At 54.9% G+C, this 16,824-nt stretch carries 15 protein-coding genes; 9 read left to right on the forward strand and 6 right to left on the reverse strand.

Features of this window, described 5'->3' with window-relative positions; genetic code table 11:
* Positions 1-10: 10 nt before the first annotated feature.
* Both cyoE and CRO33_RS06345 read left to right on the forward strand, forming a co-directional pair.
* A complete protein-coding gene (gene cyoE, locus CRO33_RS06340) occupies positions 11-898 on the forward strand; it encodes a heme o synthase (protein WP_034828090.1) in 888 nt (295 codons plus the stop codon).
* A gap of 256 nt (positions 899-1,154) precedes the next feature.
* On the forward strand, positions 1,155-2,519 hold the full coding sequence (locus CRO33_RS06345) for an MFS transporter (RefSeq protein WP_097117492.1): 1,365 nt from the start codon (positions 1,155-1,157) through the stop codon (positions 2,517-2,519).
* Positions 2,520-2,580: 61 nt separating this feature from the next.
* Here CRO33_RS06345 and adhP read toward each other — a convergent pair whose 3' ends face one another.
* Positions 2,581-3,621, reverse strand: a complete 1,041-nt coding sequence (gene adhP, locus CRO33_RS06350; protein WP_034831060.1) for an alcohol dehydrogenase AdhP — start codon at positions 3,619-3,621, stop codon at positions 2,581-2,583.
* Positions 3,622-3,651: 30 nt separating this feature from the next.
* Positions 3,652-5,172 carry an acetaldehyde dehydrogenase ExaC gene (exaC, locus tag CRO33_RS06355; RefSeq protein ID WP_097117493.1) on the reverse strand — a complete coding sequence of 507 codons (1,521 nt, stop codon included), beginning with the start codon at positions 5,170-5,172 and terminating at the stop codon, positions 3,652-3,654.
* A gap of 291 nt (positions 5,173-5,463) precedes the next feature.
* On the opposite strand from exaC, the gene CRO33_RS06360 reads away from it, so the two are divergent.
* A complete protein-coding gene (locus CRO33_RS06360; protein ID WP_097117494.1) occupies positions 5,464-7,236 on the forward strand; it encodes a sigma-54-dependent Fis family transcriptional regulator in 1,773 nt (590 codons plus the stop codon).
* Here CRO33_RS06360 and CRO33_RS06365 read toward each other — a convergent pair.
* Positions 7,233-7,724, reverse strand: a complete 492-nt coding sequence (locus tag CRO33_RS06365; RefSeq protein WP_034831052.1) for a YajQ family cyclic di-GMP-binding protein — start codon at positions 7,722-7,724, stop codon at positions 7,233-7,235. The genes CRO33_RS06360 and CRO33_RS06365 overlap by 4 nt on opposite strands.
* Before the next feature lie 125 nt (positions 7,725-7,849).
* Here CRO33_RS06365 and panE point away from each other — a divergent pair, with 125 nt between their 5' ends.
* A complete protein-coding gene (gene panE, locus CRO33_RS06370) occupies positions 7,850-8,770 on the forward strand; it encodes a 2-dehydropantoate 2-reductase (protein WP_045833921.1) in 921 nt (306 codons plus the stop codon).
* The gene (yajL, locus tag CRO33_RS06375) at positions 8,724-9,335 is read left to right on the forward strand and encodes a protein deglycase YajL (RefSeq protein WP_097117495.1); all 612 of its coding nucleotides are present in this window, start codon (positions 8,724-8,726) and stop codon (positions 9,333-9,335) included. Before panE ends, yajL begins: the two co-directional genes overlap by 47 nt.
* 121 nt (positions 9,336-9,456) lie before the next feature.
* Here the strand turns inward: yajL and thiI are convergent, their stop codons facing one another.
* Positions 9,457-10,905, reverse strand: coding sequence for a tRNA uracil 4-sulfurtransferase ThiI (gene thiI, locus CRO33_RS06380; RefSeq protein ID WP_097117496.1), 1,449 nt, complete (start codon positions 10,903-10,905; stop codon positions 9,457-9,459).
* Between the two features lie 233 nt (positions 10,906-11,138).
* Here thiI and xseB point away from each other — a divergent pair, with 233 nt between their 5' ends.
* The 4 genes from xseB to CRO33_RS06400 all read left to right on the forward strand — a co-directional run bounded on the left by xseB (position 11,139) and on the right by CRO33_RS06400 (position 15,202).
* Positions 11,139-11,381, forward strand: coding sequence for an exodeoxyribonuclease VII small subunit (xseB, locus tag CRO33_RS06385; RefSeq protein ID WP_034831045.1), 243 nt, complete (start codon positions 11,139-11,141; stop codon positions 11,379-11,381).
* The gene (gene ispA, locus CRO33_RS06390; RefSeq protein ID WP_034831043.1) at positions 11,381-12,280 is read left to right on the forward strand and encodes a (2E,6E)-farnesyl diphosphate synthase; all 900 of its coding nucleotides are present in this window, start codon (positions 11,381-11,383) and stop codon (positions 12,278-12,280) included. Before xseB ends, ispA begins: the two co-directional genes overlap by 1 nt.
* A gap of 19 nt (positions 12,281-12,299) precedes the next feature.
* Positions 12,300-14,165: a 1-deoxy-D-xylulose-5-phosphate synthase gene (gene dxs, locus CRO33_RS06395; RefSeq protein WP_097117497.1), complete on the forward strand. Its 1,866-nt coding sequence runs from the start codon at positions 12,300-12,302 to the stop codon at positions 14,163-14,165.
* 62 nt (positions 14,166-14,227) lie between these two features.
* Positions 14,228-15,202, forward strand: a complete 975-nt coding sequence (locus CRO33_RS06400) for an aldo/keto reductase (RefSeq protein WP_097117498.1) — start codon at positions 14,228-14,230, stop codon at positions 15,200-15,202.
* A gap of 149 nt (positions 15,203-15,351) precedes the next feature.
* Here CRO33_RS06400 and pgpA read toward each other — a convergent pair whose 3' ends face one another.
* Together pgpA and thiL are read right to left on the reverse strand one after the other, a co-directional pair.
* Positions 15,352-15,840 carry a phosphatidylglycerophosphatase A gene (gene pgpA, locus CRO33_RS06405; RefSeq protein WP_034831038.1) on the reverse strand — a complete coding sequence of 163 codons (489 nt, stop codon included), beginning with the start codon at positions 15,838-15,840 and terminating at the stop codon, positions 15,352-15,354.
* The gene (gene thiL / locus CRO33_RS06410) at positions 15,830-16,807 is read right to left on the reverse strand and encodes a thiamine-phosphate kinase (RefSeq protein WP_097117499.1); all 978 of its coding nucleotides are present in this window, start codon (positions 16,805-16,807) and stop codon (positions 15,830-15,832) included. The genes pgpA and thiL overlap by 11 nt, the downstream gene beginning before the upstream one ends.
* Positions 16,808-16,824: the final 17 nt, after the last annotated feature.

A 16,824-nucleotide genomic window follows, 5' to 3' on the forward strand; every position in this document is an offset into this window, starting at 1 on the left:
GTCACACGTAATGATTAAGCAATACCTGCAAGTAACAAAACCAGGAATTATTTTCGGCAACTTAATTTCTGTGATCGGTGGATTCTTGCTGGCTTCGAAAGGCAGCATTGATTACCCCCTGTTTCTCTATTCACTGGTGGGCGTTTCGCTGGTTGTCGCATCGGGTTGTGTATTCAACAATGTGATTGACCGCGATATCGATATCAAAATGGAGAGAACGCGGAACCGTGTTCTGGTCAAAGGCCTGATCTCGGCGAAAGTAAGCCTGGTTTATGCAACCGCATTGGGTATTGCTGGCTTTGCGTTGCTGTATTTCGGCGCTAACCCGCTGGCCATGTGGCTGGCGGTGATGGGCTTCGTTGTCTATGTGGGCATTTATAGCCTGTATATGAAACGCAACTCCGTGTATGGCACGCTGATCGGTAGCCTCTCTGGTGCAGCACCGCCAGTGATTGGCTACTGCGCAGTGACCAACCAGTTTGATGCTGGCGCCCTGATCTTATTGGCTATCTTTAGCCTGTGGCAGATGCCGCACTCGTACGCGATTGCGATTTTCCGCTTCAAAGATTATCAGGCGGCTAACATCCCGGTTCTGCCTGTCGTGAAAGGTATCTCGGTAGCCAAAAATCATATTACGCTATACATCCTGGCGTTCATGATTGCTACGCTGATGCTGACACTCGGCGGTTACGCGGGTTACAAGTATCTGGTGGTCGCCGCGGCAGTGAGTGTGTGGTGGTTGGGCATGGCGCTTTCAGGTTACAAAACCTCAAACGATAAAGTTTGGGCGCGTAAACTGTTTGTGTTCTCGATTGTCGCTATCACAGCATTGAGCGTGATGATGTCGGTTGATTTTATGACGCCGGCCTCTAAAGACCTGCTGACTTACGTCTGGTAATACAGCTCCGCAACACCAGAAAGGGCGCGAATTTCGCGCCCTTTCTTTTTGTTACCACTGCTTAACAACAATTGTTTTACCCGCCCTGCCCTGCTCCCTAAAATGAGAGCTAAATGCCCGGAATAATTCGAGATGCAGGAAGGCGGCAAGTGCATGAATCCCTGGGAGCTGACTAAAGTAAGTGACCTGGGTGAACGTGCGCAGCCAACGCATCTGCGGCTTGAAGTATAAAGGGCATAAACTTACAGAGGTTGGAATGAACGACAATAAAATGACGCCAGTAGAGCTTCGGGCTACATGGGGTTTAGGCACAGTTTTTTCCCTGCGCATGCTGGGAATGTTTATGGTCCTGCCGGTACTCACCACGTACGGTATGGCGTTGCAGGGAGCCAGTGAAACCTTAATTGGTCTGGCAATTGGCATCTATGGTCTGGCGCAAGCCGTATTCCAGATTCCGTTTGGTCTGCTGTCCGATCGCGTCGGTCGCAAACCGCTCATTGTTGGCGGGCTGTTAGTGTTCGTGCTGGGCAGTATTATCGCGGCGATGACCACCTCAATCTGGGGCGTGATCCTGGGTCGTGCTTTGCAAGGCTCTGGCGCAATTGCCGCTGCCGTCATGGCGCTACTCTCAGATCTCACTCGCGAACAAAACCGCACTAAAGCAATGGCGTTTATTGGCATCAGTTTCGGTGTGACCTTTGCTATTGCGATGGTGGTAGGCCCAATTGTCACCCATGCTCTGGGTTTGCATGCACTGTTCTGGATGATCGCTATTCTGGCCTCGCTGGGCATTGTTATCACGCTATTGGTGGTGCCGAGCGCACCGAATCACGTGCTGAATCGTGAATCCGGCATGGTAAAAGCCAGCATTCGTGAAGTGTTAGCCAACCCTAAACTCCTGAAATTAAACATCGGTATTCTTTGCCTGCATATCCTGCTGATGTCGAGTTTTGTGGCTTTGCCAGGCCAGTTTGAACAAGCGGGCTTCCCGGCATCTGAACACTGGAAAGTCTATCTGTTCACCATGCTGGTCGCTTTCGTTCTGGTGGTGCCTTTCATCATCTATGCCGAAGTGAAACGCCGCATGAAGCGCGTTTTTGTTACCTGCGTGGCACTGATCATTATCGCGGAAATCGTACTGTGGGGTGCGGCTGGTCATTTCTGGACGCTGGTGATTGGCGTGCAGCTATTCTTCCTCGCCTTCAACCTCATGGAAGCCATTCTGCCTTCGCTGATCAGTAAAGAATCACCGCCGGGCTACAAAGGTACAGCGATGGGCATTTACTCCACCAGCCAGTTCATTGGCGTGGCGATTGGCGGCAGCATGGGCGGTTGGATCTTCGGTCACTTTGATGCGCAGACGGTGTTTCTGGTGGGTGCGATTGTCGCGGCAGCCTGGCTGTTTGTGGCTATGTCGATGCAGGAGCCGCCTTACGTCAGCAGCCTGCGCATGGTACTCAGTGATGCCGTATTAGCGGTGCCTAACCTTGAGAAGCGTTTAAAAGCGCAGCCGGGTGTCTCTTCAGTATTTATCGTGCCGGAAGAGAAAAGTGCTTACATCAAGATCGACAGTAAAGTGACGAGCCGCGTCGAAATCGAAGCGCTGCTCGCCAGCTGTTAGTTAGTAGTCACACACTCTGTGGCGGCGCGATTAACCGCTCCGCCACAAACCATCACGCTAATTAAAGCGACATATCCACCACGATACGCCCTTCAATTTTTCCCGCATGCATACGCGCAAAAATGTCGTTAATGTTGGTCAGCGGTTCTACCGCCACGTTGGCTTTCACTTTGTGACGACCGGCGAAATCCAACGCTTCCTGGAGATCTTTACGCGTGCCCACAATTGAACCGCGCACCGTAATCCCGTCCAGCACCATATCGAAAATCGACAAATCAAATTTGCCCGGTGGCAGACCGTTCAGCACCATGGTGCCGCCACGGCGCATGGTGCCAATCGCCTGCTCAAACGCTTTAGGTGATACGGCCGTAACCAGCACACCATGCGCGCCGCCAAAACTTTCCTGGAACACTTTTGCGGGATCGACGTTCTTCGCATTCGCTACCACACTGGCACCAAGCCGCTTAGCAAACGCCAGCTTCTCATCGTCGATATCAACCGCAGCCACATTCAGTCCCATCGCCACCGCGTACTGCACCGCCATATGACCTAAACCTCCAATACCGGACACCACTACCCAATCGCCTGGCTTGGTATCGGTCATTTTCAGGCCTTTGTACACCGTCACGCCGGCACACAGAATTGGTGCGATTTCGTTGTAATCGATGTTTTCCGGAATGATGCCGACATAATTCGCATCCGCGAGGCAATATTCTGCGAAACTGCCGTTCACCGAATAACCGGCATTCTGCTGTGACAGGCACAGGGTTTCCCAACTATCCAGACAGTGCTCGCAGTGGCCACATGCGGAATAGAGCCACGGCACGCCCACACGATCGCCCAGTTTTAAATGCTTCACACCTTCACCGAGCGCCACTACCTGCCCTACGCCTTCGTGGCCAGGAATAAACGGGGGATTGGGTTTAATCGGCCAGTCGCCTTCGGCGGCATGTAAGTCGGTATGGCACACCCCAGTCGCCGCGATTTTCACCAGAATCTGACCCGGTCCCACTTGCGGTACTGGCACCTGCTCAATCACTAACGGTTCACCAAAGGCTTTAACAACGGCGGCTTTCATGGTGGTTTTGATTTGCATATTCATCTTTCACTCTCCATTTGATCGGATGCAGACTCAGAACAGGCCCAAAGGCGCGGTGCCATAGCTGACCAGCAGATTTTTGGTTTGTTGGTAGGCGCTAAGCGCCATCTTGTGCGTCTCGCGTCCCACGCCCGATTGCTTGTAGCCACCGAAAGCCGCGTGTGCGGGATAGATGTGATAGCAGTTGGTCCAGACACGACCGGCTTTGATGCCACGTCCCATGCGATACGCCAGATTGGTATCACGCGTCCATACGCCCGCCCCGAGGCCAAACTGGGTTTCGTTGGCAATCGACAAGGCTTCCGCTTCGTCTTTAAAGGTGGTGATGCCGATAACCGGCCCAAAAATCTCTTCCTGGAAACACCGCATCTGGTTGGTGCCTTTAATCAGGGTTGGCTGGATATAGAATCCGTTATCCAGTTCGGCAGCGACGCTGGCGCGATCGCCTCCGGTAAGAATTTGCCCCCCTTCGTCGCGCGCGATGTTGATGTAAGACAGGATTTTGTCGAATTGCTGACGGGAAGCCTGAGCACCGATCATGGTGTCGGTATCCAGCGGATCGCCCCGACGGATGTTTGCCACTTTCTCCATCACCCGCGCCATAAACGGCTCATAGATCGATTCATGGATCAACGCACGCGACGGACAAGTGCAGACCTCGCCCTGGTTGAAGAAACCGAGCACCAGCCCTTCCACCGCTTTTTCGATAAAGTCCGATTCACCGTCCATCACATCGGCAAAGTAGATGTTCGGCGACTTGCCGCCCAGCTCAACGGTACACGGAATGATGTTTTCAGCCGCGCACGCCATAATATGACGGCCCACTGGCGTAGAACCGGTGAACGCGATTTTGGCGATACGTTTGCTGGTGGCCAGCGCTTCACCGGCTTCACGGCCAAAGCCCTGCACCACGTTAAGCACGCCGGCCGGGAACAGATCGCCGATCAGCTCCATCAGCAAGGTGATTGCCAGCGGGGTTTGCTCAGCCGGTTTCAGCACCACGCAGTTACCCGCCGCCAGCGCCGGAGCCAGTTTCCATGCCGCCATTAACAGCGGGAAGTTCCACGGGATGATCTGCCCGACCACGCCCAGCGGTTCATGGAAGTGATAGGCAACGGTGGTTTCATCAATCTCAGCGGTGCTGCCTTCCTGCGCACGCAGACAACCGGCGAAGTAGCGGAAGTGATCCACCGCCAGCGGTAGATCGGCGTTGAGGGTTTCACGGATCGGCTTGCCGTTGTCCCAGCTCTCCGCCACAGACAACATTTCGAGGTTTTGTTCAATGCAGTCGGCCACCTGCAGCAGCAGATTGGCCCGATGTTGCACGCTGGTTTTTCCCCAGGCGTCAGCGGCCTGATGAGCAGCGTCCAGTGCTAAATCGATATCCCGCGCGTCAGAACGCGGAAACTGCGCAATATCGCTGCCATCAACAGGCGAGGTGTTCGTAAAATACTGGCCGCTGAGCGGCTCTGTGAATTTGCCCGCAATAAAATTGCCGTAGGTCGCTTTAAAAGTGACCAAAGCGCCGGGCGTGCCGGGATGTGCATAACGCATCGCAAACTCCTTCGTGTAGGGTCGTTTATTGTTAGCTGGCAGCGGCAACCTGTGGGTCAACAGATTGAACAGCCCGCTGCCGTACATATCTACTGCAGCGGGCGTGCCAGTTTTTTTCAGCTTGCGAATTTTCGAAAAATCGTTTTATCTATCATCAATTTATAAAACCAATAGCCCTTTTAAACGCACGGTTTCTGCCACCAAAATCCTCATCTGTGTTGCGTATCGCAACACCGCAGAAACCAACCCGCTACAATGCTGCAACACTTTCGCTTAGGCATGAGGTTACCAATGCAGGGAAATTCAGCCGCGTCTGCCGTTAATACCAACCCGCTTTTGAGCGACTCCTGGTTTCGTAGCCAGCTGTATGGTCTCGACCGCACCGCCGATGATTTTCCTCGCGTCCGCCAGGGTGAGCTGGCTGATGTGCTGGCCAGTAATGCCGGGCTGCAACAATTTGCCCAACCGGTGATCAAACAGCTGGCGCAGAAACTGGCGGAAAAACAATCCGTAGTGATTCTTTCTGATGCCACCGGACTGGTACTGAACACCTTTGGCGACATGCAATCGATGGAGAAAGCGCAGCGATTCGCCCTCGCCCCTGGCAATTTGTGGAGCGAATGCGGGCGCGGCACCAATGCGATTGGCACCGCGCTAGCGATTGACGATGGCTGTGAAATTGAAGGCCAGCAACATTTTCTCACCTTGAATCAGGGGCTGTACTGCGCCGCCATGCCGTTGCAAATGCCCAACGGTCAGATTGCGGGCGTGCTGGATATCTCTGGCCCAGCGCACTTCCCGCATCCGCAAACGTTTCAATGGGTCAAAGCCGCCGCTAAACAGATCGAGTATTTGTGGGTTAAGCAAAGCCTGCATCCCCAACAATGGTTGATGAGCCTGCACGTTGAGCCGCACGGCATTGATACCAGTGATGAGTTGCTGCTGGTGTTCTCCGATAATGTGCTCACCGCCGCAAACCGCCTGGCGATGCGTGAACTCAATCTCACCACCGGGCAGTTGGGCACCCTGACATTCCAGCAGCTGTTTGATCAGCTCGAACAGCAGGCCAACACCATTCCTTTACCGATTCATTTTGCACAACAGCGCTACTACTTCCGCCTGCGCGCTCCGCACCGCACCCACTTTGCTACGCCAAGTGAACCCAGCGTGGATCTTCCCTTCTCACTGGGTCGCGATGGCGAGAAAATGGTGCGTCTGATGAATGCCGGTGTGTCGTTGTGCATTCACGGTGAAACCGGCAGCGGTAAAGAGTATGTCAGCCGTGCGCTGCATCAGCAGAGTCGCTGGCGTGATGGGAAGTTTGTCGCCATCAACTGTGCTGCCATTCCGGAAGCGTTGATTGAATCCGAGCTATTTGGTTATCAGCCTGGTGCCTTTACCGGAGCCAGCAAAAATGGCTACATCGGTAAAATCCGCGAGGCGGATGGTGGCGTGCTGTTTCTTGATGAAATTGGAGATATGCCGCTGGCGCTACAAACCCGTTTGCTGCGCGTGCTGCAAGAAAAAGAGGTCGCGCCGCTCGGTTCCAGTCGCAGCTGGCCGGTGAATTTTGCCGTGATCTGCGCCACGCACCGTGATTTGGCGCAGCGTGTGGCCGAGGGCGAGTTCCGCGAGGATCTTCTCTATCGCTTGCAGGAATTTTCCATGACCATCCCGCCGTTGCGTGCCTGGCCAGATATCGAAGACTTTATTGGTCGGTTGTGGATTGAGCTGGGCGGCGCAGATCGCGATATCCAGCTTTCTCCCGCCTTGCTGGCATCGCTGGCACAATTGCCATGGCCGGGCAACGTGCGGCAATTGCGCAGTCTGTTGCGCGTGCTGCTGGCGTTGGCGGACGAAGGGGAAGAAGTCACTGATGTGCATTTGCCAGCCGAATATCGCCGAGCAGCGGCGGTGCCAGCGGAAGATAAGCAGAGCCATGATGAGCGGCTGATTAGCGAAACGCTCCAACGCTTCAATGGCAATATCAGTAAAACGGCGGAGGCATTAGGTGTCGCGCGCAGCACGCTCTATCGTCGTGCCGCACGCGACAAACGCGATTAGTCGCGGAAGTTCTTGAACTGGAAGGGCTGACCAAGGTTGCCACCGCGCACCAGCGCCATTGCACCCTGCAAATCGTCGCGTGATTTACCGGTCACGCGCAGCTCTTCACCCTGAATCTGCGTTTGCACTTTCAGCTTGCTGTCTTTAATCAGCTTCACCAGCTTTTTAGCGATATCGCTTTCGATACCCTTTTTCAGCTTGGCTTCTACGCTCCAGCTTTTACCGCTGTGAATGATCTCTTCTGGCACTTCAATCGCTGCGCCTTCAATGCCGCGTTTCAGCAGCTTTTCACGCAAAATATCCACCAGCTGTTTAACCTGGAAATCAGATTCGCTGGTGATTTTGATGGTCTCATTCTTTTCGTTAAGCTCAATGCTGGCGCTCACGTTGCGGAAATCGAAACGGGTTGAGATTTCACGGCTGGCATTCTCCACCGCATTACGCACTTCCGGCAGTTCGACTTCGGAAACGATATCGAAAGATGGCATCTTTTCTTCTCCTGATACTAAAGTGACATGCATAATACGCGTCTTATGGCGCTAATTAAACACGATACGCGGAAAGCTATACTTAACGATGTCGTGAAATTGAGAACCCGTCAGCGGGAGGCAAAATGAAAATTACCGTGTTGGGTTGTGGCGCCCTGGGTCAAATTTGGCTCGCCGCGCTCGCACGTCAGGGACATGAGGTTCAGGGCTGGTTGCGCGTGCCGCAGCCCTATTGCTCGGTGAACGTCATTGATCCGCAAGGACAAGTCAGCAATCACACGTTTATCGCCAACGATCCGCTGTTTCTTGCCGAAAGCCAGCTGTTGCTGGTGACACTTAAAGCGCCACAGGTTTCCCCGGCGGTCAAAAACCTGCAAAGCATCCTGCCTGCTCATGCTGCCATTTTGTTATTGCACAATGGCATGGGCACGCTGGAAGAGCTGAAGGAGTTGCAGCAACCGCTGCTGCGCGGCATTACCACCCACGCGGCGATGCGCGATGGCACGGTGATCAAACACGTTGCGCAGGGCATCACACATATCGGTCCCACCGGACGTGAAAGTGCCGCGATGAGCGATATCGCCGATATCCTGCATCAGGCGCTGCCGGACGTGGCCTGGCATGACAACATTGCTTCTGCCAGCTGGCGCAAACTGGCGGTGAACTGCGTGATTAATCCGCTTACCGTTGAACACGATTGCCAGAACGGTGCCCTGCGTGCCTGGCCGCAGCAGATTGCCACGCTGTGTGAAGAGATTGCCTGGGTGATGGAGCGTGAAGGCCAGCACATTGCGGTCGATAACCTGCGCGACATCATTTATGACGTCATCGACAGCACCGCAGCGAATACCTCCTCAATGTTGCAGGATGTGCGCGCCCAGCGCCTGACAGAAATTGACTACATCACCGGCTACCTGCTGCGCCGCGCTCGCGCGCAGGGCATTGCGCTGCCGGAGAACACCCGTTTGTACGATCTGATTAAACGCAAGGAGTCCCAATATGAGCGCGACCGCATCGGTTCTGGTTTGCCTGGCACATGGCAGTGAAGAGATTGAAGCTGTCACCACTATCGACCTGCTGGTCCGCGCGGGCTTAAGCGTCACCACCGCCAGTGTCGAAAGCGATGGCACGCGCGAGATCGTCTGCTCACGCGGCGTGCGCCTGCTGGCCGATGCGCCACTGGTTGAGGTGGCGGATAACGATTATGACGCCGTGGTGCTGCCCGGCGGCCTCAAGGGCGCAGAGACCTTCCGTGACAGCCCACTGCTGGTGGAAACCGTACGCCAGTTTCATCTGGCAGGGAAAATCGTTGCCGCGATTTGTGCCGCACCTGGCACGGTGCTGATTCCGCACGATCTGTTCCCGGTAGGCAATATGACCGGCTTTCCTGGCTTGCGCGACACCATCCCTGACAAACACTGGATGGATCGCCGTGTGGTATGGGATCCGCGCGTCAACCTGCTATCCAGCCAGGGTCCAGGCACTTCGATTGATTTTGCACTGAAGCTGATTGATCTGCTGGTGGATAAAGAGAAAGCGCGTGAAGTGGCGTCACAGTTGGTATTAGCGGCGGGGATTTATAACTATCAGGAATTTGAAGAGCGTGAATAACCGCATTGTAATGCAGTAAAAAGCACTTAACGGTAGCGGCGCAATGTATTGCGCATGTCACAGTGGCAAGGTGCCGAGTGTGACACGCGCGATGAATCACGCCGTTACCAGGTTATCACCGTTACGGACGATAGACCTTCACGTTTTTAAAGCCTTGCTCATGCAGATACAACGCCTGTAAACGGCTCATCACGCCGCGATCGCAATACAGCAGCCAGGTTTTGTTCTGATCCAAATCGCCAAACTGTGTGCTCAATTTGTAGAACGGCAGAGATTTCACATCCACGCCTTCCAGCGCCAGCGGTGATGCCTCTTGCTCATCCACAGAACGGATATCCAGCACCACATCATCTGCGGTGAACGAGACCACCGTCTCCACTTCCACCACTTCTTCCTGTGCCTTCTCCGCAATCTCGCGGATATCGACGTTGCTGGCTTCCTGCACCATGCGATTGAGGATCTCGAAATCGAAGTTTTGCTCTTCTGCTTCGATCTTCGCCTTCACCGCTTTTACCGTTGGGCTTTTCGAAATCACACCGCAGTATTCCGGCATGGTTTTGGCGAAATCTTCGGTGCCGATATGGCGCGCCAAATCGATGATGTGCTCTTTATCATGCGAGATTAGCGGACGCAGGATCAGGGTATCCGAGGCGTTATCAATCAGACGCAGGTTGGTCAGTGTCTGGCTCGATACCTGGCCCAGCGCTTCACCGGTCACCAGCGCCTGCACGCCGTAACGCTCAGCGACCATCGATGCCGCACGCACCATCATGCGTTTCAGCACCACGCCCATCTGGCCGTCATCCACTTTCTCAAGAATCTCGCCTACCACCGGCTCGAAGTTGATCGCCACGAAGCGCACGCGATGCGAACGACCATAACGCTGCCACAGATAATGCGCGACCTGACGCACGCCGATTTCATGCGCGGCACCGCCGAGATTGAAGAAGCAGTAGTGCACGCGGCAACCACGACGCATCAGCATATAGCTGGAAACGCCGGAGTCGAAGCCACCTGAAATCAGTGACAGCACATCTTCTTGCGTCCCGATCGGGAAACCACCCAGCCCTTCATAACGGCCGGTGATCAGCAGCAGACGATCGTCTTCGATCTCGAGATTGACCGTCACATCGGGATTTTTCAACTGCACGCGTGCAGTCTCAATGTGCTGATTGAGACCGCCACCCACGTAACGCTCAACCTCAATCGAGCTGAAGCTGTGTTTGCCACGACGCTTCACGCGCACGCAGAAACTTTTCCCTTCCAGACGTTCGCGATTCAGTGCCAGCGTCTGCTCGAAGATATCGTGCATATCGGTGTAAGGCTGATCCTCAACCTCCAGTACATGGTGAATACCGGGGATGCGCGTCAGTTCATCAATAACGACGGTACGCAGCGCTTCTTTCTTAGCGCGCACTTCAATATGGTCCCAGTGGCGCACCACGGCGATTTCGTCGTCGACAGTACGCAGGGTATTGCGGATGTTACCGGTCAGGATCTTGATAAAGCGCAAACGCACCGACTGACTTTTGATGGTGATTTCAGGGAAGAGCTTAATGATAAACTTCATGGCGACACAGCTTCGTTGGGCAAATAAGTGCTAAAACCATCGGCACTTAACTGGTAAAATCATATAATTACGGGTAACGCAGAGGCGCCCGCATCCGAGGCGCAAAAGTATACCACCTTTGTCAGATGACCGCTTCTGCAACCGCAATCACATTCATTATTTTGCTAATTAATCCTCGTCGGCTACCATGACCGATTGCAAGATGATTCCTAACCTGTGAGTCGACACTGATTATGCCGAAAAAAGCCGAAGCGCCAGCCAGTTTTGAAAGCGCATTACAGCAGCTGGAACAAATCGTCAGCCGTCTGGAAAGTGGTGAACTGCCGCTGGAAGAAGCACTGAACGAATTTGAACGCGGCGTACAGCTGGCACGCACCGGTCAGCAAACCCTGCAGCAGGCTGAACAGCGCGTGCAGATCCTGCTCAGCGATGACAAAGATGCCGCGCTCGCGCCGTTCACGCCGGAAAATGACTGATGGATTTCGCCAAATTACTCAACGCGTATCACGAACGCGTCAATCTGGCGTTGACACGCTTAATAGATCCACTTCCTTTTCAGAGTTCTCCTCTGGTGCAATCCATGCAATATGGGGCACTATTAGGCGGTAAGCGTCTGCGTCCATTTTTGGTTTACGCCACGGGCGAGATGTTAAAGGCCGATGCGGCCAGCCTGGATGCCCCGGCCGCTGCCGTTGAGTGCATTCATGCTTACTCTCTGATTCATGATGATCTGCCCGCGATGGATGACGATGCGTTACGTCGCGGACAGCCAACCTGCCATATAAAATATGGTGAAGATACAGCAATTCTCGCTGGTGATGCGTTGCAAACCCTGGCGTTTTCGATTCTGGCCGATGAGCCGATGCCCGGCGTCAGCCCGCAAGATCGCATTGCGATGATCTCCGAACTGGCTCAGGCCAGCGGTGTGGCAGGCATGTGCGGTGGCCAGGCGCTGGATCTCGCCGCAGAAGGCAAGCACATTGACCTCGCCCAGCTCGAGCAGATTCATCGTCATAAAACTGGCGCTTTGATTCGCGCTGCAGTGCGTCTTGGCGCATTGACGGCGGGTGAACGTGGCCGTGCGGCACTTCCGGTCCTGGATACCTACGCCAACGCCATCGGACTGGCGTTCCAGGTGCAGGATGACATTCTTGATGTGGTGGGCGATACCGCGGTGCTGGGCAAAACTCAGGGCGCGGATCAGGCATTGGGTAAGAGCACTTATCCGGCGCTGATGGGACTGGATAATGCCCGCAGTAAAGCGTGGGATCTTTATCAGGAAGCACTGGGCGCGTTAGAGATTCTGGCGGCGCAGTCCTACAACACCACCGCATTACAAGCACTGGCAAGCTTCATAATTGAACGCGATAAATAACTTTCATAATGAGTCTCTGATGAGTTTTGATATTGCAAAATACCCGACACTGGCATTAGCGAGCACGGTTCAGGAATTACGTTTACTACCGAAAGAAAAACTTCCGGTACTGTGTGACGAGCTGCGTCAGTATCTGCTGGATAGCGTGAGCCGGTCTTCCGGCCACTTTGCTTCGGGTCTGGGCGTCGTCGAACTAACAGTCGCGCTGCATTATGTTTACAACACCCCGTTTGACCATCTGGTGTGGGACGTTGGTCATCAGGCCTATCCGCACAAAATTCTGACCGGACGCCGCGATCGTATCGGCACTATCCGCCAGAAAAATGGCCTGCATCCGTTCCCGTGGCGCGGCGAAAGTGAATACGACGTATTGAGCGTCGGTCATTCATCGACCTCGATCAGTGCCGGATTGGGCATGGCGGTTGCCGCTGAGCGCGAAGGCAAAGGACGTCGTACTGCCTGTATTATTGGCGATGGCGCCATCACCGCAGGTATGGCGTTCGAAGCCATGAACCACGCTGGCGACATCAAACCTGACATGCTGGTGATCCTTAACGACAACGAGATGTCGATCTCGGAAAACGTTGGCGCACTCAACAATCGTCTGGCCCAGATTCTCTCCGGTAAAACATACTCACGTCTGCGCGAAGGCGGCAAGCGTGTGTTGGGCGGCCTACCTCCGATCAAAGAGCTGGTGAAGCGCACCGAAGAGCACCTGAAAGGCATGGTGGTGCCGGGCACGCTGTTTGAAGAGCTGGGCTTTAATTACATCGGTCCGGTTGATGGCCACGATGTGCTGACGCTGGTGAGCACGCTGAAGAATATGCGTGACCTGAAAGGCCCGCAGTTCCTGCACATCATGACCAAAAAGGGCAAAGGCTACGCGCCTGCCGAGCAAGACCCTATCGCCTGGCATGCGGTACCGAAGTTCGATCCGGCCAGCGGTTCTCTGCCGAAAAGCGCGCCAGGCCTGCCGAGCTACTCGAAAATTTTCGGTAGCTGGCTGAGCGAAATGGCGGCGGACGATCCGCGTTTAATGGCGGTGACGCCGGCGATGCGTGAAGGTTCTGGCATGGTCAGCTACTCTCGTGACTATCCGCAACAGTACTTTGACGTGGCGATTGCTGAACAGCATGCGGTGACCTTTGCTGCAGGTATGGCGATTGGCGGTTACAAGCCGGTGGTGGCGATTTACTCCACCTTCCTGCAGCGCGCTTACGATCAGCTGATTCACGATGTGGCGATCCAGAAACTGCCGGTGCTGTTCGCTATCGATCGCGGCGGCATCGTTGGCGCCGATGGGCAAACGCATCAGGGCGCATTCGATATCGCCTTCCTGCGCTGTGTGCCCGAAATGGTGATCATGACGCCAAGCGATGAGAACGAATGTCGCCAGATGCTTTACACCGGCTATCACTATCAGGCGGGGCCAAGTGCAGTGCGCTATCCGCGCGGCACGGGCACCGGTGCCACGCTGGAGCCGTTGGCCAGCCTGCCGCTGGGCAAAGGCATTGTGAAGCGCCGTGGTGAAAAGCTGGCGATCCTCAGCTTCGGCACGCTGTTGCCTGAAGCACAGGCTGCCGCTGAAGCGCTGAACGCCACGCTGGTAGATATGCGTTTTGTGAAGCCCCTGGATGAAGCCTTGATTGCCGAACTGTCCACCAGCCATGATTCACTGGTGACGCTGGAAGAAGGCGCGATCAAAGGCGGAGCCGGTAGCGGCGTCAACGAATACGTGATGGCTAAACGCCTGCGTGTGCACGTGCTGAACCTCGGCCTGCCAGATGAATTTATTCCACAGGGCACGCAGGAAGAAGTTCGTCAGGATTATCAGCTGGATGCCGCCGGTATTCAGCAGCAAATCACTGACTGGCTGGCACAGTAATCCCCTCCCCGCTCCTGCTGCTATGCTTAGGGCATTCCTAACGCATAAGAGCAGGAGCTCCCATGAAAACCATTCGTTTAGGCCAAACCGACTTACAGGTTTCGCGTCTCTGTTTAGGCTGCATGACTTACGGCGATCCGATGCGCGGTAATCACGCATGGACCCTGCCCGAAGAGAGCAGTCGACCGCTGATCAAGCAGGCGCTGGACGCGGGCATCAACTTTTTCGACACCGCCAACAGCTACTCCGATGGCAGCAGTGAAGAGATTGTCGGGCGTGCGCTGAAAGATTTCGCCCAGCGCGACCAGGTTGTTGTCGCCACCAAAGTCTATTTCCCGCTCAGCAACCTTTCTCAGGGGCTGTCACGCAAGAACATTCTGCAATCCATCGACGATAGCCTGACGCGTCTCGGCATGGAGTATGTCGACCTGCTGCAGATTCACCGCTGGGATTACGACACGCCGATCGAAGAGACGCTTGAGGCGCTGAATGAGGTGGTGAAATCGGGTAAAGCGCGCTACATCGGCGCTTCTTCGATGCATGCTGCACAGTTCGCTCAGGCACTGGATCTGCAAAAGCAGAATGGCTGGGCACGTTTTGTCAGCATGCAGGATCAGTACAACCTGATTCAGCGCGAGGAAGAGAACGAAATGCACCCGCTGTGTGAACGTGAAGGCATCGCGGTGCTGCCGTGGAGCCCGCTGGCACGCGGCAAATTGACACGTCCATGGGGCGAAACCACCGCACGTTCGGTATCGGATAACGTGATGGAAAAACTCTATACCGGCACCGAAGAGAACGATGCGGCGATTGCAGAGCGTCTGGCGACCATTGCCGCTGATAAAGGCGTGACGCGTGCACAGGTGGCGCTGGCGTGGCTGCTGCATAAACCGGTGGTCACAGCCCCGATTATCGGTGCATCGCGCGAGCAGCAGTTTGCAGAGTTGGTTAAAGCAGTGGATGTGGAGCTGAGTTCAACGGATATCGCCGAGCTGGAGACGGTATATCAACCACATCCGGTTGTAGGATTCGAGTAATGATTTAATAGCCCGCGTCCTGCGGGCTATCCTGGCAGACTCGTTCCGTTCAGCGCTGCGGATTGCCAGCCCCTGAACGGCACCAGCTTGCTCTGAAGCTTTGGTGCGCATTATGACAGAAGACACGTGAGTTAGGCGCATCTGCCGAATTAAAGCACCAGCCCCAATCCATACAAAATCGCCGCTGATATCACGCCCGCGATAATGTCATCGACCATAATGCCCATGCCGCCATGCACGTTCTGATCGAACCAGCGAATCGGCCAGGGTTTCCACATATCAAAGATGCGGAAGATAACAAACCCGGCCAGCACCCACTGCCAGCTCATCGCCGGAATCGCCATCAGCGTAATCCACATGCCGATAAACTCATCCCAAACAATGCTGCCGTGGTCGTGCACACCCATGTCTTTCGCCGTGCGATGGCACAGATAAACGCCCACGCTAATGCCAATCAGCACCAGCAGAGAGTAAATCTGCAACGGCAGAAAGGTCATCAACCACCAAAAGGGAATAGCGGCAATCGAACCGGCAGTACCCGGCATGATCGGGCTCAGGCCACTGCCAAAACCGGTTGCCAACAGATGCCAGGGATTGCTCAGGCGCAGGCGGCTTTTCGCTACATCTTTACTTCGCATTAAAGTGATTAAATCCCTTGTGATTAAAACGACGTGGCTTGCCATTTTCCAGCAGCGTCAACCCGTCGGCTTCAGGCGCAATCTGCCCGATGCAGGTATAAGGCACACCAAGATGACCCAGCGCCACGTCCAGCGCACCACGATTGACTTCCGGCACGGTAAAGCACAGCTCGTAATCTTCGCCGCCGCTTAACGCCCAGGTCAGCACCTGTTCCGGCTCAAAATGATCGCGCAACGCAGCGGACAGCGGCAACGCTTCCAGATTGAGACGCGCACCGACGCGGCTCGCCGTGAGAATATGGCCGAGATCGGCAATCAAACCATCGGAGATATCAATCGCCGAGGTCGCCAGATTGCGCAGTGCCTGGCCCTGCAACACGCGTGGCATGGGGCGCAGATGGCGCTTGATCAACACTTCATGGACAGCCGGATCGTTCAGGCGATGACGATGTTGTAGCAGCGACAGGCCAGCCGCGCTGTCACCCAGCGTACCGGTGACAAAGATCCAGTCGCCAGGTTTGGCACCCGAACGCTTTAATGCGCGTCCTGTCGGCACCAGACCGTGAATCCCCAACGTCAGGCTCAGCGGTCCGCGCGTGGTATCACCGCCAATCAGCTGCATATCATAGTAATCCAGCAGCTCAAACAGGCTGTCGCTAAATGCGGCCAGCCAGCTTTCATTCACTTCAGGCAAGGTAATCGCCAGCGTCAACCACGCCGGATCGGCACCCATTGCCGCCAAATCACTGAGATTCACGGCCAGCGCTTTGTAACCCAGATCGGCAGGATGGATATCACGCAGGAAGTGCACGCCCGCCACCAACGTATCGGTGCTAATGGCCAGCGTCTGTTTTTCGGGCACGTTCAGTAACGCACAGTCGTCACCAATTCCCTTCTCCACATCGCGGCGGGAGCTGGTAACGCGGTTAAAATAACGTGCGATCAGTTCGAATTCACCACAGGACATAAGTCAGGTCTCAATGA

It is taken from the genome of Pantoea sp. GL120224-02, assembly GCF_900215395.1.
GTDB lineage: Bacteria > Pseudomonadota > Gammaproteobacteria > Enterobacterales > Enterobacteriaceae > Pantoea > Pantoea communis.